Raw genomic sequence first — 17,585 nt, 5'->3', positions numbered from 1 at the left:
CTACGCCTCGGCCAAACTCGCGAGAGCAGTTCTCACCACCATCGCCTCCGGAGCATTCAGCTCATCGAACACAGCCAACGCCTCCCGCAGCCGAGCGACGCCGTTCGCGACGTCCGCGTCCCTCAACGAACATCGTCCGAGCCCTTCGAGCGCTCGTCCTTCCTGTAGGCGGATCCCGATGGCCCTCGATCGGTCGAGGGCGTGACGGTAGAACTCGCCGGGGTCGCCCGCGTCCGGCCAGGCCAGGGCCAGGCCGCCGAGATTGTTGAGGTTCTCGGCCTGCCACGCCCTGTCGTCCCCGAACAGAACTTGGGCGCGCCTGAGGTACATCAGCGACAGCCCGAAGTTGCCGCCGGCGTGGTGCAGCCGGCCGAGGTTGTTCAAGGCCACCGCTTCACGGGTTCGGCTGTCCAACCGGCTGTAGATGATCTGCGCGCTGCTGTAGCAGCTATCGGCCATTCCGTAGTTGCCGCGCTCGAAGTGCATCCGGCCGAGGTTGTTCAGCGCCCGCGCCTCGGTGTACCGGTCACCCAGCTCCCGAGACAGGGAAAGCACTTGATCGAATATGCCGATCGCGCTCACGTAGTCTCCGCAGACGCCGTAGGTGCAGCCGATGCAGAGCAAACTCAAGGCTTCGCCGAGCCGGTTGCCGAGTTGGACGTAGAGCGCGAGCGCCCGCTTGCCGTCGGCTCGGGCGGCCTCGTGCCGTCCGAGCCGGAACTGCACACTCGCGAGGCTGACGAGTGCGCCCGCGATACCGAACGGATTCTCCAGCTTTTCGTAGAGGGCACGCGCGCGGGTGAGGTACTCGATGGCTTCCGGGTACTCGGAAAGCTCCATCCGCGCGAACCCGATTTCGGTCAGCACGGCGGCTTCGCCGAGCCGGTCGCCGGATCTGGCGTACAAGTCCCGTGCGCGGATCAGGTCTTCGACCGCCGCCAGGTGGTCACCGAGCAGGCTCTGCACCCGCCCCAGATCCGCGCGGGTGGCTGCTTCGTCCGTGAGGTTGCCCGCCGCCAGTTCCGCGGCCAGCACGGCCTGGTCGATGCGGTGGGCGTGGTGCCAGTACCCGTGCTGCTCGAGGTAGGGGTGGAGCGCGACCGCGAGTTCCGCGGCCCGGTGCAGGTGGTCGTGGACCGCGGCGTAGGTGATGCAGGCACCGAGGTTGGCGCGTTCCGCGCTCAGCCACGCGATCGCCTCGACTTCCGATTCGAATTCGTGCGTCCCCATCGGCGCCTTGGCGGCGATCTCCGGGCGCGGGCCGCGGGTGGCGACGAATCGGGTCGCCGACCGGACCGCGTAGAGGTAGTAGTCGAGCAGGCGCTCCAACGCTTTGTCGTCGCCGTCTTCGTCGCTCAGGGTCAGGCTGTAGGCCCGGGTGAGGTCGTGCAAGCGGTAGCGGCCAGGCGCCACTTCGTCCAGCAAGTGGTTGAGGTACAGCGCGTCGAGGCGTTCGCAGGTCGTTTCCGGATCTTCGCCGTCGAGCGCCGCGGCCGCGCGTGCCTCGATCTGGGTGCCGGGGTGCAGGCCGAGGCGGCGGAAGAGCCGTTTCTCGGCCGGGCTCAAGTCCCGGTAGGAGAGGTCGAACGCCGCGGCGACGGTCCGGCTGCCCGCGCGGAACATCGTGATCCGGTTGCGGGAGGACCGGAGGTCGTGGGCCAGCTGCTCGGGCGTCCAGCAGGGGTGGTTCCGCAGCCGGCCGGCCGTGAGCGTGATGGCCAGCGGCAGGTACCCGCACATCGCCATCAGCTCGGCCACGGCCCGGGGGTCGTGCCGATGCGCACCGGTGTAGCGCTCGAACATCGCGGCCGCGTCCTGTGGCGGGAGCGTCTGCAACGAGACCGGGCTGGCGTCGGCAACGGACTCGATCCGACGCCGGCTCGTGACCAGCACGAGGCTGCCGGGACTGCCGGGCAGCAGCGGCCGGACCTGCTCGTCGCCGACGGCGTCGTCGAGCAGCAGCAGGATCTTCCGCCCCGCCAGCTTTTCCCGCCACAACCGGGCGCGATCGTCCAGGCCGACGGGGATGTCGATCGCGGGGACACCCCAGAAAAGCAGCAGCGACGCCAGCGCGTCACCAGGATCCACGGGTGCTTGCCCGGGACTGTGACCGTGCAGTTCGAGGAAGATCTGGCCGTCGGGGAAGTAGTCGGCGAGCTGGTAGGCGGCGCGGACCGCGAACGTCGTCTTCCCGATGCCCGGCATGCCGTCCACGACGTGCACGGCCATCCCCAGGGTTCCCTGACCTGCGGCGGTGGACACCGTCGCGGTGAGCTCGGCCAGCTCCCGACCACGGCCGGTGAAGGCCGGGAGGTCACGGGGGAGCGTGGAGCGGCCGCTCGCCGAAGCCGGGAAATGCACCGCTTCCGGCCGCCGTGGCGGTTGCTCCGCCGCCACCGGAGCGAGCTCTTCGGTACTCGGCGGATACGGGTGATCCGGCAGGCTGATCCAGCCGACGGTCACCGTTTCTTTCACGGCGACGTGCACTGGCCGGAACGTCGACGAGTCCACAATCGCACTGCTGCGGACGACTTCGTCGAAGAACCACGTCGATGTGATCAAAGCGAGCGCGCCCGGCGATTCGGCCAGGGCGATCTTGAGCTGAGCGGCCTCAATAAGGCGAAATGTCTGGTTTATTGCGGGGCCGGTGGCTCCTTGGTCGTCGTAGGCGACTTCTCCGGCGTGGAGTGCCATTCGCAGCCGGATCTGCTCCTCTGCCCGGTGCGTCTCATTGTGCCGCTGAAGTTCCCTGGCGAGGGACGTGGAAAGAACCTCGACGAAGGGCCCTTTGGGGATCTGCGCCGGCACGAGCACGAGAGTTCCGTCGCCGGTGCTCTCGTGCTTGCAGTCGAACCACGGCACCCCCGCATCCTTGAAGGCGCAACGCAACGAGAGATCGAGCCCTTGCCGGACCACCAGCCGGTTCGGTGTGGTCCTGTCCTGGTGACCGTAACCTTCGATGTCCACCGCGAGAACCGTGCGGTGGACGACCTGTCGTGAGTGCTCCATTTTCCCCCACACGCACTTGTCCAGGATTCGAGTGTATGGACGGGCTGGTCAGGGCGGCAATCCGGACGTCGCCGAGCGGCGCCTCGGAGCGGATGAATGGTCTCCGGCTCTAATTGGCCGGTGGACAGCAATTCCGGCCGTCCTGCCCGATTTTTCGGCGCTGCGGCCGGTCAGGATCCCGGCAGCCCGGGCAGCAGCATGTCCGCGACGTCCAGCGGCGTGGACAGCATTTTCTGTTCCAGCATCAGGTCGGCGACGCGCTGGAGGTCGCCGAGGTCCAAGTGGGCGGGGAAACTGCCCACGCGGACCTCGCGCGCTGTCTTGGCTTCGACACCCAGGTACTGCTGGAACATCTGCTCGCGCACATCGCGGTTCTGGACGTCGCCGACGCCTTGGCCGAGAGCGCGCCGGAAAGCGTCGACCAAGTCCGGCCGGTTCGCGGCCAGACGTGCGGGGACCACCCAGCCGGACATGGCGATCTCGAAGTTCAGATCGAGTCCGAGATCCAGCAACTGGACCGCTCCGGCCTCGTCTGCCGTCGTGACGAACGGTTCGGCGACGACGGCGCCGTCGATCTCCCCGCGCTGCATCGCCGGGACCATGGCCCGCATGTCCATGGTGACCCAGCTGATGCTGGTGGGGTCGCCGCCGGCTTGCTGCAGTTCCGAGATGGCGAGCAGGTCGGAGATCGACCCCCGGCTGGTGACCCCGATCCGCTTGTGGGCGGCCTGGTCGGGGCGCGTGAAGGAGTGGTTCGGCGCGCCGACGAGCATCAGGTGACCGGGTTTGGCGATGTAGGCCGGGGCAATGATCTTCAAGTCGGCCGCGTGGGTGGCCTGCGCCGTGAACATGCCCGGATAGCTGCTGAACGCCACGTCGAGCTTGCCCGTTTCGAGCCCGCGGACCGCCTCCGGGCCGCTGGCCAGGGTGACCACCTGGACGTCCAGGCCGGCCGCGCGGAAGTACCCCTGGTCGACGGCTCGGTAGAACGCCGCGACGTCGACGAGGGGCAGCACACCCACCCGGACCGAGACCGGCGGCGTCGCTGCCGGCTGCCCCGCCCCTCGGTACCAGAGAAAGCCGCCGACGACCATGGACAAGGCCAGCACCACGGCCACGACGACCGCGGCAGCTTGCTTCCGGCGGGCCTGCCCGTTGCGCGCCCCGGAGCGGCGCACGGCTCCGCCGCGGTGTCCGGCCCGCGACCGCACCAGCTGCAGCGGCACGGGGATCGCGGCCGTCTGCCGCGCGTCGAGGCCGTCGCCGCTGATGGCGAGCAGGTCCTGGCCTCCGCACCTGCGGCGCCGCGCGCCGTGGTCGGGCCCGGCGCCACCCCGCTCCGGCGGCGCGCCGCTGAGCGCGCGACGAAGATCTGCCAGGCGCCGGTCGAGCTCGACGTCGTCGATCTCGACGGCACGTCGGCGGAACCATCCGAGTACCATGTTGCCCGCTCCCTTGCTCGTACTGTCCATTGCTCGCCCTCGGCTCAGCTGTGGTGCGTCCCGAGGGCACGGCGGAGCCTCTCCCGGCCTTTCCGGTATCGGCGCTGGACTGTGCGGACGCTGATTCCCAGTATCTGCGCCACTTCCGGGAACGAGCGTTCGTTCAGGCACGCCAGCGTCACGACCTCTTGCAGGTCATCGGGCAGTGCGCGGAGTGCGTCAAGTGCGTCGGTTATCTCGGCGCGCTCGTCCGCGAAGTCGCTTTCCCGAAGGGCTTCGATGCTGATCAGGTCCTCCGCGGGCAGCGGCACCTCCCGACGACTTGATCGCGAGTCGTCAATGAGAAAATTGCGCGCGATCGTCAGGGCCACCCGAACCAAGACCTCCGGGTCGGCGCGGGGATTGCGATTCAGGTAGCGCCTGAGCCGCAGCAGTGTTTCGTAGACGACTTCTTCGGGATCCAGCCGGCGCGTCCGGGCGCGGGCGTACTTCTCGACCTCCGGACCGACGAGTCGGAGAAGCTTGGCAAGGTCTGGTCCTCCTTGGCTGGCAGGGACACTTCCCCAGTCGCTGGTCACCCGCGCTCGCCTTCGACGAGCCGCCGACCGGGTCTTCGACCAACGGTCCAGAATTGCCGTGGATGAAAGTCCTGCCCGGCGGGCGCGCCTTTCACAGGCGATTCTCGATCGTTGGCGTCGACGCTCATGCCTAGGAAGACGGCGTGATCATGCGGTCGCGACAGATGTCACCCGATCAGACCAACTTCGTCGTTGTGGCACGTGGTCGCCGCCATTTTTTCGCGCGCACCGAAAGCCCGCGGATTTGCGCGGGGCTTGGTCGTTCTATCGCCGGCGTCCGGACGGGAGTTCTCCGGTCGTGCAACCCGCGGCGGAGGCTCGAACTCGAGGGAGTGGTGTTCCGCTACCTCACCAGGGGCCGTGAGGAGCTCGGCGGCGAACCGCGGTGTACCCGATCCTCGACCGCGCCGAGATGCCTCCCGAGGCGCCCCGGCTCGCGGGCGACGTCGAGCCGCCCGCGGTAGGCCCGTCAGGACGACGCCGAGGCGAGACCGAGGGCGCCCGGCGTGCAGGAGACCACAGTGGACACCACTCAACCGGACGAAAGCTTCCGGATACCACAAAACCCCAGGCCGAAGAGAATCTGACCTGGGGTGGTGGGGGTGCGCCATCAGGGACTCGAACCCCGAACCCGCTGGTTAAGAGCCAGCTGCTCTGCCAATTGAGCTAATGGCGCCGGTGTCTGCCGGAGGCTTCCCTCGGCGACGTGGAAAAGATTAGCACCCCGTTCGGACCCCGTTTCAGGGGGGTCCCCTCAACCCGGTTCGGGCGTTGCCGCCACGGCGTCCCGGCTGGTCGGGCACACTGTAGTCGGACATCGACGGCGAAACAGGCGGGTGGGCATGCGGGGTATGAAGGCGCGACTGCTGGTGGTCGCTGGGGTGATCGGCCTCACCGTGGGCGGGTGCAGCAGTGCTCCTTCGGGTGAACCGCCGAAGGAGACGGCGTCCTCGAGTGCGCCCAAGCCCGCGCCGAAGCCTGCTGTGCTCACGGTCACGCCTGCGAAGGATGCCAAGGACGTCGCGCCCGGGGAGCCGGTGAGTGTGAGCGTTGCCGATGGGAAGGTCGGCGAGGTGAAGCTGACCGGGGCCGATGGGAAGGTCGTCGCCGGGAAGGTGCGGGCCGATGGTTCCGGGTGGGACTCCGCCGAGCCGCTCGGGTACGGCAAGACCTACAAGCTGACCGCGTCGGCGACCGGCGGTGACGGGAAGCCGGTCACGTCCGAGTCGAGCTTCAGCACCGCGAAGCCCGCCCGGCAGGTCGGGGTCTCGGTCAACCTCGTCGAGGGGGAGACCGTCGGGGTCGGGATGCCGCTGATCTTCACCTTCACCGGGAACGTCGCCGACAAGGCCGCGGCCGAGAAGGCGCTGAAGATCACCGCGGAGCCGGCCACCGAGGGGGCGTTCCGCTGGTCCGGTGACAAGCAGGTCACCTGGCGGCCGAAGGACTACTGGAAGAGCGGCACCAAGATCAAGGTCGACGCCGCCGTCTACGGCAAGCCGCTCGGGAACGGCAGCTACGGCCGGGAGGACAAGAGCGCGAGCGGCACGGTCGGGGACAAGCTCGTCGCCGTCGCCGACGGCGGGACCCACCAGATGACGGTCACGATCAACGACCAGGTGGTCAAGACCATGCCGACGTCCATGGGCAAGCCCGGGCACAACACGCCGGCCGGGACCTACACCGTCATGAGCGAGCACAACGGCTACACGATGAACTCCGCCACCTACGGTGTGCCGGAGGACTCGCCCGGCGGCTACAGCACCTTCGTCCAGTACGCGGTGCGCCTGTCCTACAGCGGCATCTTCTACCACTCCGCGCCGTGGTCGGTCCGGCAGCAGGGGCACAGCAACGTCAGCCACGGCTGCCTGAACCTGTCGACCGAGAACACGAAGTGGCTGATGGACACGTCCAAGAAGGGCGACGTCGTCACCGTGCAGAACAGCGGGGGCCCGAAACTGGAGCCGACCGACGGCTGGAGCGTCTGGCAGCTGTCCTGGGACGAGTGGCGGACCGCCGGCAACTAGCCGTCCTTGGCCGAGGTGCGGATCAGCTCCCGCGCCTCGGCCTCGCTCGACACCGCGGGCCCCGAACCCCAGAGCGGCTTGTTCGCCGTCTCGCGGCTGAAGAACACCGCGACGGCGCCGATCGCGCCCGCCGCCATCAGGTACCAGGCCGGCCAGAAGTCGTGGCCGGTCGCGGAGATCAGCGACTGCATCACCAGCGGTGTCGTGCCGCCGAAGAGCGACACCGAGATGTTGAACGCGATCGACAGCGCGCCGTACCGGATCGCCGTCGGGAACAGCGCGGGCAGGGCCGCGGGCATCGACACCTCGAAGCAGAGCAGCAGCAGGCCGAGGCCCATCAGCCCGAGGAACGTCAGGACGAGGCCGCCGTCGTGCACCAGCAGCATGAGCGGCCAGGACAGCACGAGGAACCCGATGCAGCCCGCCATCATGACGGGCTTGCGGCCGACGTGGTCGGTGATCCGGCCGCCGACCAGGATGATGAGCATCATCACGACCATGACGACGATGATCAGCAGCAGTCCGTGGGTGGCGTCGAGGTGCAGCTGCTCGGACAGGTACGTCGGCATGTACGACAGCAGCATGTAGTCGGTGACGTTGAACACGAGCACCAGGCCGACGCAGATGAGCAGCGCGGGCCAGTAGTCGGTGAACATCTTCCAGAACGGCTCGCCGGAGCGGCCGCGCTTCTCGGCTTCCTCGGCGTGCTTCTGGAACGCGGGGGTCTCCTCGAGCTTGAGGCGCATGTAGAGGCCGATGATGCCGAGCGGGCCGGCGACCAGGAACGGGACCCGCCAGCCCCAGTCGAGCAGCGTCTCGTGCGGGACCCACGCCTTCATGCCGGTGACGACGGACGCGCCGAGCACGTAGCCGGACAGCGTGCCGAACTCGAGCCAGGAGCCCATGAAGCCGCGGCGCTTGTCGGGGGAGTACTCGGCGATGAACGTGGTCGCGCCGCCGTACTCGCCGCCGGTGGAGAAGCCCTGCACCATGCGGGCGAGGACGAGCAGGATCGGTGACCAGACGCCGATGGACGAGTAGGACGGGATCAGCCCGATGCACAGGGTGCCGATCGCCATCATGATCATGGTGACGGCGAGGACCTTCTGCCGTCCGATGCGGTCGCCGAGCGGCCCGAAGACGAGCCCGCCGAGCGGGCGCATGAGGAAGGCGGCGGTGAAGGCGCCGAAGGTGCCGATCAGCCGGACGCCGGGTGACACCGTGGGCGGGAAGAACACCTCGGCGATGGTGTCGGCGATGTAGGCGTAGACGCCGAAGTCGAACCACTCCATGGCGTTGCCGAGCGCGGCGGCCCCCACCGCGCGCTTGAGCAGGGATCGGTCGACGACAGTGATGTCCTCGTACCGCAGTTTCTTCCGGTTGCGCGTCTTCGGCCGTGAACGTTCCACCAGGACACGGTGCACCCGGGCAGTGGCTCGCGCATGCTGAGCCACCTGGTCGTGAGGGTTGCCACGCCCGGGTGAAGGTCGGTTGCACCGCGCTGACCTGCCTACACTGCCCGCTTCGCGCATCCGAGGGGGATCCGATGGCGGCAGTCGTGGTACCCGTGGCACCGGCCGGCCGAAGACTCCCGGCGCCGCTGTGGTGGACGATCTTGTCCGGCGTGCTGCTGCTCGTGATCTTCGCGGGCTACACGGTCTGGGCGGGCGTCTGGACGACAGCCGGCGTCTACCTCGAAGACTTCCGCTCCTACGTGGCGACCGGCAAGGCGGTGCGAGCGGGCCTACCCCTCTACGAGCAGGGCGTCTCCCACCTGCCGACGATCGGGGGCACGTTCAAGTACACGCCGTTCGCCGCCGGCCTCTTCGTACCCCTCACAGTCGTCCCCAAGCTGCTCCTGCCGTTGCTGGCGCTCCTGGCCAACTTGTTCTCGCTGCTGGCGGTCATCTGGATCTCCCTGGGCAGCCTCGGGTACGCCCGCGACCACGGCCGGGCAGCGGCCACCGCGGCCCTCACGGCCCTGGCCCTCCCCCTGCAGCCGGTCCTGATGAACTTCACGACGGGCCAGGTGAACCTGTTCCTGCTCCTCCTGGTCCTGGCCGACCTGACGGGCCGCAACCGCTGGTGGACCGGAGCCGGCGTAGGCCTGGCCGCGGCAATCAAGCTGACCCCGGCGATCTTCGTCGTCTACCTCCTGCTCACCCGCCGCTTCAAAGCAGCAGCGATGGCGGTCGCAACGTTCGCCGCCACAGTCCTGGCAGGCTTCATAGCGCTCCCACAAGACTCGGCGGCGTTCTGGGCGGCCAACCTGGCGGACCCGTCCCGCATCACGGGCGACAGCGACGCGACGGCCCCGGAGAACCAGTCGATCCGCGGCGCACTGGCCCGCATCCTCGACATCGCCGACCCCCCAGGCTCGATCTGGATCCCAGCAGCAGCACTGATCGCCCTAGCAGCGTTCTGGACGGCCGTCCGAGCCCAGCGCAACGGCCAAGAACTCCTGGCCGTGAGCGCGATAGGCGCCCTGATGGTCCTGGTAACCCCGTGGACCTGGACGCACTACTGGGTCTGGTTCATCCCGTTCTTGGTAATGGCAGCCTGCGCAGCCCACCACGCCCGCCCCTGGTGGCCGGCCGCAACCCTCACCGCGACCTACCTACTCCTCTTCCCCTGGCGAGTAGGAACAGGCCGCAACAACATCCCCCTGGTAGGCCTGGTGGTCCTCCCGGAAAACCACCCACCAGAAGCCCAAGCAACAGCCCACACCCTCTACGTAGCCCTGGCCCTGGCCCTACTGCTCCTGGCAGCCCTAACTCCCACCTGGCTGAGCCCCGCAACGAAAGGCAACCACAACGACGGGGGTCCGGGGGTAAGCCCCCGGCGGGGGCATGGGGGTTCGACCCCCAAGAAAAGGCGAAACCCCAGGCGTAGGGAAGGTTGCGAAGCAACCGACCAGCCTGGGGCAATGGGGTGAGCGACGGGTTTCGAACCCGCGACCTCCTGGACCACAACCAGGTGCTCTACCAGCTGAGCTACGCCCACCATCAGCGAGGGAACCGCGTGCGATCACCTCGTTGGCTGTAATCGTAGCGGGTGCCCTCGCGGGGTTCGCAGGGGGTTACCTTTGGTGCTGTTCTTGCACTTCAGCGGCTGCGGCTTTGGCTTCGTCGCTGGTGGGGCCGGGCTGGGGGACGAAGGCGACGCGCCGGTAGTAGTCGAGTTCGCCGATGGATTCCCTGATGTCGGCGAGGGCGCGGTGGGCGAGGCCCTTCTCCGGCTTGGCGTAGTAGATGCGCGGGTACCAGCGGCGGACGAGTTCCTTGACCGACGACACGTCGACCATGCGGTAGTGCAAGTGGGCGTCGAGGGCCGGCATGTCGCGGGCGATGAAGCCGCGGTCGGTGGCGATGGAGTTGCCGGCGAGGGGTGCGGTGCCCGGTTCGGGGACGTGCTCGCGGATGTAGTCGAGGACGCGCCGTTCGGCTTCTTCGAGGGTGGTGCTGGAGGCGCGGACCTCTTCGGTGAGGCCGGAGTGGGCGTGCATCTCGCGGACGACGTCGGGCATCCCGGCGAGTTTTTCCTCGTCGGCGTGGATGACGATGTCGACTCCGTCGCCGAGCACGTTGAGTTCCGCGTCGGTGACGAGGGCGGCGATTTCGATCAACGCTTCTTTGTCGAGGTCGAGCCCCGTCATCTCGCAGTCGATCCAGACTAGGCGGTCGGTCACCTGGTGACCCTAACCCGACACGGGGATAGGAGTGGCGTTACCTGCGCGTACGGCGCGTTACGCTCCCGGTGTGGTGCAGGACACACGATCGGGGAGCTGCGAGTGACGGAGCAGGGGTCGCCGGCGAGCGAGATCGCCGCTGGTTACGCGAGTGAGGGTGCCGCGCTCGAGCTGGGCGCGGTGGTGATCGACGGGGTGGCGGACGCCGCGGCCGCGGTGCGCCTGCCGCTGGCGACGCTGAACCGGCACGGGCTGGTCGCGGGGGCGACCGGGACGGGCAAGACGAAGACGTTGCAGCTGATCTCGGAGCAGTTGTCGGCGGCGGGGGTGCCGGTGGTGCTCGCGGACGTGAAGGGGGACTTGTCCGGGCTCGCCGCGGCCGGGGAGCCGAACGACAAGGTCGCGAAGCGCGCGCAGGAGCTGGGTGACGACTGGGCGGGTTCGGCGTTCCCGGTGCAGTTCCTCTCGCTGGGCACCGGAGGGAAGGGCTCGCCGATCCGGGCGACGATCACGAGCTTCGGGCCGGTGCTGCTGTCGAAGGTGCTCGGCCTGAACGAGACGCAGGAGTCGACGCTCGGGCTGATCTTCCACTGGGCGGACCAGCGCGGCCTGGCGTTGCTGGACACGAAGGACCTCCGGTCGGTGATCACGCACCTGACCAGTGACGAGGGCAAGGAGGACCTCAAGGGCATCGGCGGGGTGTCGGCGGCGACGGCCGGGGTGATCCTGCGGTCCTTGTCGAACCTTGAGGCGCAGGGCGGGGAAGACTTCTTCGGCGAGCCCGAGCTGGACGTGCACGACCTGATGCGCGAACGCGACGGCAAGGGCGTCGTCACGCTGCTGGAGCTGGACAACCTGCAGGCGAAGCCGGCGTTGTTCTCGACGTTCCTGATGTGGCTGCTGGCCGAGCTGTTCGAAGAGCTGCCCGAGGAAGGCGATCTCGACCAGCCGAAGCTGGTCTTCTTCTTCGACGAGGCGCACCTGTTGTTCAACGACGCGTCGAAGGCGTTCCTGGAGCGCATCGAGCAGACCGTGAAGCTGATCCGGTCGAAGGGGGTCGGCGTGTTCTTCTGCACGCAGCTGCCGACGGACATCCCGAACAACGTGCTTTCGCAGCTCGGCGCCCGGATCCAGCACGCCTTGCGCGCGTTCACGCCGGACGACCAGGCGGCGCTGGCCAAGACGGTCAAGACGTACCCGAAGACGAAGTTCTACGAGCTGGACACGGCGTTGACGTCGCTGGGCATCGGCGAAGCGATCGTCACGGTGCTGTCGGAGCGGGGTGCGCCGACGCCGGTGGCGTGGACGCGGTTGCGCGCGCCGCGCTCGAAGATGGGCTCGATCGGTGCGGACGCCGTCGCCGCGGCCGTCGCGTCGTCGGACCTGCACGCGAAGTACGGCGAGACGATCGACCGGGAGTCGGCGTACGAGAAGCTGGCCGCGAAGGTCGCCGCCGCGCCCGAGCCGGCTCCCGAGGCTCCCGCCGCGCCGGCTCCTGCCCCGGCGCCCGCTCCGGAGAAGGACGATCCGGGGTTCATCGAGTCGGCGATGAAGAACCCGGCGGTGAAGTCGTTCATGCGTTCCGCGGCGAGCGCGCTGGGCCGGGAGATCACGCGCGGGCTGTTCGGCAACCGGAGGCGCTGACAAAACCTGACGCAACCTGTCAGGTATCGCTGCGAAGCTGGCTCCACCATCGAGACAGGGGAAGCCATGACCAGCACCGCGACCGCGTCGTTCGTCCTCGACAAGTGGGAGCCGCAGGCGACCGACGAGGCCGGCGGCACCGAGTTCGCCCGGGTGGCGATCGCCAAGACGTTCACCGGTGCGGTCGAGGGGACCAGCACCGTCGAGATGCTGACGGCGTCCAACGCGACTTCGCGCGCGTACGTCGCCTTCGAGCGTCTCGACGTCTCGGTCGACGGCCGCAAGGGCGGCTTCGTCCTCCACCACACCGCCGACGACACCGGCCTGACGCTCAAGATCCTCGCCGGCTCGGGCTTCGGTGACCTGGCCGGGATCTCCGGCACGGCGAACATCGAGGTGGACGCCGGGCAGAACCACGCGCTGGTCCTGACCTACGACCTGTGAACAGCACGAAGGCCGTTTCGAGAGCCCCCGATTGACTCTCGAAACGGCCTTCGCGGTCCCCGCTCCCCGAAGCGGGTGGGACGGACCGCCCCGACCACGGCCCGTCCGCGTCCTAGTTGTTCACGATCTGGTCGACGATCTTCTTGGCGTCGTTGATCGGGATGGCGAAGCCGATCCCGACGCTGCCCGCCGAGCCGTTGGCCGACGCCGTCGGGCTGTAGAGCGCCGAGTTGATGCCGATGACGTTGCCCTGGGCGTCGACCAGCGCGCCGCCCGAGTTGCCCTGGTTGATCGAGGCGTCCGTCTGGATCGCGGTGTAGCTGGGCGAGTCCTCGGCCTGGTTCGAGGTGCGGCTGAAGGGCGACTGCTGTTGCTGCTGGCCCTCGCCGATGTCCGACAGGTTGCGGTTGAGCGCGCTGACGATGCCGGTGGTGACGGTGTTCTGCAGCCCGCCCGGCGAGCCGATCGCGACGACCGACTGGCCGACGACCAGCTTGCTCGAGTCGCCCAAGGTCGCGGCCGTCAGCCCGCTCGCGTTCTTGGCCTGGACCACCGCGATGTCCGCCTTGGTGTCCGCGCCGACCACGCCGGCCTGGTACTTCTTGCCGTCGGACGTCGTGATCACGACGTTCTGGGCGCCGTCGACGACGTGCGCGTTCGTCAGGATCCGGCCGTCCGAGGTCAGGATGACGCCGGAGCCGATGGCCTCGCCCTGGTCGGTGGTCACGTTGATCTGGACGACGCTCGGCGTCACCTTCGCCGCGACGCCGCTGACGTCGCCGGAGGTCGAGTTGGCGACCGTCTGCCCGCTCGCGGCCGGCGTGCTCACCGACGTCGTCGCGCCGTCCGCCGAGTTCGTGGTGAGCCCGACGATCGCGGCGCCGCCGACGCCGCCGACCAGCGCGGCGCCGAGCGCGGTCGCGCTGACGATCAGCGCGACGCGGCCGCCCTTGCGCGGCTTGGTCTTCAGCGCCGTGGGCGCCTGCCCCGGCTGCTGGAGCGGCGGCTGCGGGGTGAACAGAGGGTTCGGCGCGGCCTGGTGCTGGTAGCCGTACTGCTGCTGCGCGTACGGCCCGTACTGCGGGGTGCTCTGGTGCGGCTGGTGCCCACCGGGTGAGGCGGGGCCGGGCCGACTCTCGTTCTCGGTCATGGCACTAGATTCGCGCTCGTGCTTGTGAGCAGCCTGTGGAAATACCTCAGGCTTTGCTGAGAAGAATCAGCTGAGAAAACTCAGGCAGTTCTCAGTCGAAGAACGCCGGCACGTCCAGTGCTCCGCCCGCCGCTTCGAACTCGTCGTGCACCGCCTTCCGCAGTTCGGCGTCGCCCAGGTAGTCGGCCGCGGTCAGGGCCAGGCCCAGCGCGCCGTCGCGGACCCCGGCGTCCCCGGTGGACGATCCGGCCGCGGCCGCGAACTCCTTGGTGTGCAAGGCGACCGTCGGACCCGAGACGGCGAGCATCGGGTGCAGCGCGGGCATGCGGTACGACAGGTTTCCCAAGTCCGTGGAGCCGGTGAGCGACTCCGGCACGATGCCCGGCGGCAGCGGCTTGCGGCCGGTGCCCAGCTGGTTGGCCGACCAGCGCCCGGCGAGCGCGGTGTTGAACCGGATCGGCAGGTACGCGGCCTGTGCGTCCCAGATCAGCTCGACGCCGCAGCCGGTCATCGCCGCCGCGCCTTCCGCGATCGACGTCATCCGGGCGGCGAGGTCGCGCAAGGTGTCCGGGCTCTGGGAGCGGAGGTAGAACAACAGCGCGGCCCGCGCCGGGATGACGTTCGGCCGGGCCCCGCCGTCGGTGAAGACGCCGTGGACGCGGTCGCTCTGCGGGAGTTGCTGCCGCAGCGCCGATACACCCTGGTAGGCGGCGACCGCGGCGTCGAGCGCGTTGCGGCCCATGAAGGGTTGCGCGGACGCGTGCGCGCCGACGCCGTGGAAGACCATCTCGAGCTGGCGGCGCCCGAGGAACGGGTGCAGCGCGATGTCGTGGCTGAACGGGTGCAGCATGATCACCGCGTCGACGTCGTCGAACACGCCCGCGCGGGCCAGGATCTCCTTGCCGCCCCCGCCTTCCTCGGCCGGCGTGCCGATCAGGCTGACCCGCCCGCCGAGCCGCTCGGCGACGGTGGCGGCGCCGAGGAACCCGCCCGCGGCGGTCGTGCAGATGACGTTGTGGCCGCAGGCGTGACCGAGCCCGGGCAGCGCGTCGTACTCGGCGAGGACGGCGATGTGCGGCCCGTCCCGCTCCGGCGTGCTGACGCGCAGCGCGGTGTCGAGCCCGCCGACGCCGACGGTCGCTTCGTGGCCATGGCGCTTCAGGAGGTCCGCGAGCGCCCGCACCGACCGGTGCTCGGCGAACCCCTCTTCGGGGTGCGCGTGCAGATCTTGGCTCAACGCCACCAGATCGGGTGAGCTGCGCTCGACCGCGGCGGTCACCTCGGCCCGCGTCGCCTCGTCCGCGCCGGCGTGCGGCGAGGACAGCGGTTCGGCGGCCGCGACGGCGTCGGCCGTGGCCTCGACCAGGGAACGCAGGTAGCTGTCGTCGGGCGGGACGGGTTCGGCGTGGGTCATGGGTTGCTCCTATGTCAAGCTGCTGTGGGTAGCGCGGCTGTGCGGGGTGTGGTGTCGGTTCGCAGGAGGTTGAACACGACACGGGCGAGGCGTCGTTTGAGGGCGCGGAGTGCTTCCATGGTGGTGTCTCCGTTGCTGCGGCGTCGGTGGATGTAGTCGCGGCCGGGGCCGTCCAGGCGAATCTGGGTGACGGCGATGCGGTGCAGCGCGGCGTTGAGTTGCCGGTTGCCGGCGCGGGCCAGCCGGTGTCGGTTTGTGTTGCCCGAGGAGGCGGGGATGGGGGCGACTCCTGCGTGCATGGCGTAGCAGGCTTCGGATCGGAACCGGGTGATGTTCGCGGTTTCTGCGATGATTTTCGCCGCGGTCAGCGTGCCGCAGCCGGGCAGGGCGAGCAGCTGCGGTGCTTGCTGGGTCATGCGGGTGGCCAGTTCGCGTTCGAGTGCGTTGATGCGCACGGTGAGGTCGCGGATGTCGGTGACCAGTTCGGCGGCGATGCGCACCACCATCGATGCCGGCTGCTGGGCCAGCCATGTGGTGAGCCGGTCCAGCTCGCAGCGCCGGTCCAGGCTGCGGGCGGCGGGATCGAGTTCGGGGTCGAGTTCGTGGAGGTGCCAGCGCAGCCGGTTCTGCATCCGGGTGCGGGTGCCGATCATGTCCTCGCGGTGGTCGACCAGCAGCTTGACTTCCCGTGAGGCCTCATCGTGGGTGGCGGTCGGCAGGTCCGGCTCCCGCAGCGCCGCTCGCGCGATGGCCAATGCGTCGATCGGGTCGGACTTGCCGCGGGTGCGCGCCGAGGAGCGGGCCCCGGCCATCAGCTTGGGCGGTACCCGGACCACGGCCTGGCCCGCGGCGAGCAGCGCCCGTTCCAGCCGGGTCGAGACGTGCCGGCAGTCCTCCACCGCGAACACCACTTCGGCCTCCGGCCAGTTCCGCAGTGCCCAGCGCAGCAGCTGCCGATGACCGGCGTCGGTGGCCCGCACCGTCTGCTCGCCCAGCTTGCGGCCCACCTCGTCCACCGCGACCGCTGTGTGGGTGTTCTTGTGGACATCGTTACCCAGCACCACCACCATGGGGATGGTCTCCTTCCAGCTTGAAGGGACGGCTGGGCCGGCCGGCGGACACACCTCAGTGGGGGCGCTGCCACGCTCCTGTCAAGTCACGCCGGTCGGTCCTGACCACGGTGACCGGCACAACCCATGATCGCCAGCCTGCAGGCAGGCGGCAGCGAGGCTAGGAGCCAGGTCACCAATGGTCAGGATTCCCACCACCGCAACAGCGGCAACACCACCCTGACACTGAGGCGATGCTAACCGGCGGGTCCGACAATCCGCGGCGGTCAGCCCAGCCGGCCCGCCACGATCTGCGTGACGCCGGCGTACCGCTCGGTGATCCCCGTGAAGCCGCGGGCGCGCAGGCCCGCCGCGATTTCGCCGCGGTCGAACATCTTCTGCCCGCTCACGAGGCCGCCGGCCGAGTCGAGCAGGCGCGCGGGCTGCCAGCCGCGGCGGGCGCTGGTCAGCAGGACGATCCGGCCGCCGGGTTTCAGCACGCGCGCGAAGGAGTCCAGCGCCGCTTCCGGTTCGGCGAACATGTGGAGGGCGGCGAAGCAGCAGACGCCGTCCACTGTGGACTCCTTCAGCGGCGGGCGCACCGCGTCCGCGCGCAGGTAGGCGACGCTGTCCGGACCGGCCTCCGCGACGGCCTTGGCGAGCATCGTGCGGGCGCCGTCGAGCCCGATCGCGAGCCCGCCGGCGCCGACGGCCGCGCCGAACGCGCGCGTGAAACGGCCGGTGCCGCAGGCGACGTCGAGCGCGGTGTGCCCGGGTTCGAGGCCGAGGAGCCTCGTGGCGAGGCGGACCTCGCCGGCCATGCTCGGCCCGAGCGGGCCCTTGAGCGCGCGGCCGAGCGCGGGGCGCCAGTACCGCTCGTAGACCTGCGGGAGCAGGGTCGTGCGCATCAGGCGCTGGGTGAGCCCGGTCGGCGGACCGGCCTGGTCCGCGGCGCCCAGCAGGTCGAGGTAGCCGTCGCTGGTCTCCGCCGGGTTCTCGAGCAGGGCGTTCAGCCGCTCGAGGGCGGTGGTTCGGCTGGTCGGCACGGCCCCTCCCAGGGTTCGAATACCGGCAGTATGTCAAATCTCAGGTACTCGATCGGGTGAACAATGCCGGGCTCAGGCGTTCGAGTCCCGGAAT

Annotated in this window: 13 protein-coding genes and 2 tRNA genes; 4 read left to right on the top strand and 11 right to left on the bottom strand. The window is 69.3% G+C overall.

Annotation, left to right across the window (positions count from 1 at the left end):
* The 4 genes from AB5J73_RS01070 to AB5J73_RS01055 form a co-directional block, all read right to left on the bottom strand.
* Positions 1-2,967: a tetratricopeptide repeat protein gene (locus AB5J73_RS01070; protein ID WP_370967150.1), complete on the bottom strand. Its 2,967-nt coding sequence runs from the start codon at positions 2,965-2,967 to the stop codon at positions 1-3.
* 212 nt (positions 2,968-3,179) lie between these two features.
* A complete protein-coding gene (locus AB5J73_RS01065) occupies positions 3,180-4,481 on the bottom strand; it encodes an ABC transporter substrate-binding protein (RefSeq protein ID WP_370967148.1) in 1,302 nt (433 codons plus the stop codon).
* Positions 4,482-4,495: 14 nt separating this feature from the next.
* Positions 4,496-5,029, bottom strand: coding sequence for a sigma-70 family RNA polymerase sigma factor (locus AB5J73_RS01060; RefSeq protein WP_370967146.1), 534 nt, complete (start codon positions 5,027-5,029; stop codon positions 4,496-4,498).
* A 603-nt stretch (positions 5,030-5,632) separates the two neighbouring features.
* Positions 5,633-5,705, bottom strand: a tRNA-Lys gene (locus AB5J73_RS01055).
* Positions 5,706-5,871: 166 nt separating this feature from the next.
* On the opposite strand from AB5J73_RS01055, the gene AB5J73_RS01050 reads away from it, so the two are divergent.
* Positions 5,872-7,056 carry an Ig-like domain-containing protein gene (locus AB5J73_RS01050; RefSeq protein WP_370967144.1) on the top strand — a complete coding sequence of 395 codons (1,185 nt, stop codon included), beginning with the start codon at positions 5,872-5,874 and terminating at the stop codon, positions 7,054-7,056.
* On the opposite strand, the gene proP is transcribed toward AB5J73_RS01050, so the two are convergent.
* Positions 7,053-8,465 (bottom strand): glycine betaine/L-proline transporter ProP, encoded by a 1,413-nt coding sequence (gene proP, locus AB5J73_RS01045; protein WP_370967142.1) that lies wholly within the window; start codon positions 8,463-8,465, stop codon positions 7,053-7,055. The two genes, AB5J73_RS01050 and proP, sit on opposite strands and share 4 nt — an antisense overlap.
* 215 nt (positions 8,466-8,680) lie before the next feature.
* Here proP and AB5J73_RS01040 point away from each other — a divergent pair, with 215 nt between their 5' ends.
* Positions 8,681-9,991 (top strand): glycosyltransferase 87 family protein, encoded by a 1,311-nt coding sequence (locus AB5J73_RS01040; RefSeq protein ID WP_370967140.1) that lies wholly within the window; start codon positions 8,681-8,683, stop codon positions 9,989-9,991.
* On the opposite strand, the gene AB5J73_RS01035 is transcribed toward AB5J73_RS01040, so the two are convergent.
* Both AB5J73_RS01035 and orn read right to left on the bottom strand, forming a co-directional pair.
* A tRNA-His gene (locus AB5J73_RS01035) sits at positions 9,984-10,059 on the bottom strand. The two genes, AB5J73_RS01040 and AB5J73_RS01035, sit on opposite strands and share 8 nt — an antisense overlap.
* Positions 10,060-10,135: 76 nt before the next feature.
* Positions 10,136-10,744 (bottom strand): oligoribonuclease, encoded by a 609-nt coding sequence (orn, locus tag AB5J73_RS01030; RefSeq protein ID WP_370967138.1) that lies wholly within the window; start codon positions 10,742-10,744, stop codon positions 10,136-10,138.
* Between the two features lie 102 nt (positions 10,745-10,846).
* Here orn and AB5J73_RS01025 point away from each other — a divergent pair, with 102 nt between their 5' ends.
* Together AB5J73_RS01025 and AB5J73_RS01020 are read left to right on the top strand one after the other, a co-directional pair.
* On the top strand, positions 10,847-12,388 hold the full coding sequence (locus tag AB5J73_RS01025; RefSeq protein WP_370967136.1) for a helicase HerA-like domain-containing protein: 1,542 nt from the start codon (positions 10,847-10,849) through the stop codon (positions 12,386-12,388).
* A gap of 66 nt (positions 12,389-12,454) precedes the next feature.
* The gene (locus AB5J73_RS01020) at positions 12,455-12,832 is read left to right on the top strand and encodes a DUF3224 domain-containing protein (RefSeq protein WP_370967134.1); all 378 of its coding nucleotides are present in this window, start codon (positions 12,455-12,457) and stop codon (positions 12,830-12,832) included.
* Between the two features lie 112 nt (positions 12,833-12,944).
* Here AB5J73_RS01020 and AB5J73_RS01015 read toward each other — a convergent pair whose 3' ends face one another.
* From AB5J73_RS01015 to AB5J73_RS01000, 4 genes are all read right to left on the bottom strand, one after another.
* The gene (locus AB5J73_RS01015; protein WP_370967132.1) at positions 12,945-13,982 is read right to left on the bottom strand and encodes a S1C family serine protease; all 1,038 of its coding nucleotides are present in this window, start codon (positions 13,980-13,982) and stop codon (positions 12,945-12,947) included.
* Positions 13,983-14,073: 91 nt separating this feature from the next.
* Positions 14,074-15,396: a M20 family metallopeptidase gene (locus AB5J73_RS01010; RefSeq protein WP_370967130.1), complete on the bottom strand. Its 1,323-nt coding sequence runs from the start codon at positions 15,394-15,396 to the stop codon at positions 14,074-14,076.
* A gap of 14 nt (positions 15,397-15,410) precedes the next feature.
* On the bottom strand, positions 15,411-16,466 hold the full coding sequence (locus AB5J73_RS01005) for an IS110 family transposase (protein ID WP_370967128.1): 1,056 nt from the start codon (positions 16,464-16,466) through the stop codon (positions 15,411-15,413).
* 266 nt (positions 16,467-16,732) lie between these two features.
* Positions 16,733-17,491 carry a class I SAM-dependent methyltransferase gene (locus AB5J73_RS01000; protein ID WP_370967126.1) on the bottom strand — a complete coding sequence of 253 codons (759 nt, stop codon included), beginning with the start codon at positions 17,489-17,491 and terminating at the stop codon, positions 16,733-16,735.
* Positions 17,492-17,585 lie beyond the last annotated feature (94 nt).

Source organism: Amycolatopsis sp. cg9 (assembly GCF_041346945.1).
GTDB lineage: Bacteria > Actinomycetota > Actinomycetes > Mycobacteriales > Pseudonocardiaceae > Amycolatopsis.
This window is presented reverse-complemented; position numbering and strand designations above follow the sequence as displayed.

Bases quoted from the DNA above. Each gene is read 5' to 3' on its own strand.
- AB5J73_RS01065 (WP_370967148.1), bottom strand. From the start codon at position 4,481: ATGGACAGTACGAGCAAGGGAGCGGGCAACATGGTACTCGGATGGTTC.
- AB5J73_RS01050 (WP_370967144.1), top strand. From the start codon at position 5,872: ATGCGGGGTATGAAGGCGCGACTGCTGGTGGTCGCTGGGGTGATCGGC.
- AB5J73_RS01020 (WP_370967134.1), top strand. From the start codon at position 12,455: ATGACCAGCACCGCGACCGCGTCGTTCGTCCTCGACAAGTGGGAGCCG.
- AB5J73_RS01015 (WP_370967132.1), bottom strand. From the start codon at position 13,982: ATGACCGAGAACGAGAGTCGGCCCGGCCCCGCCTCACCCGGTGGGCAC.
- AB5J73_RS01010 (WP_370967130.1), bottom strand. From the start codon at position 15,396: ATGACCCACGCCGAACCCGTCCCGCCCGACGACAGCTACCTGCGTTCC.
- AB5J73_RS01005 (WP_370967128.1), bottom strand. From the start codon at position 16,466: ATGGTGGTGGTGCTGGGTAACGATGTCCACAAGAACACCCACACAGCG.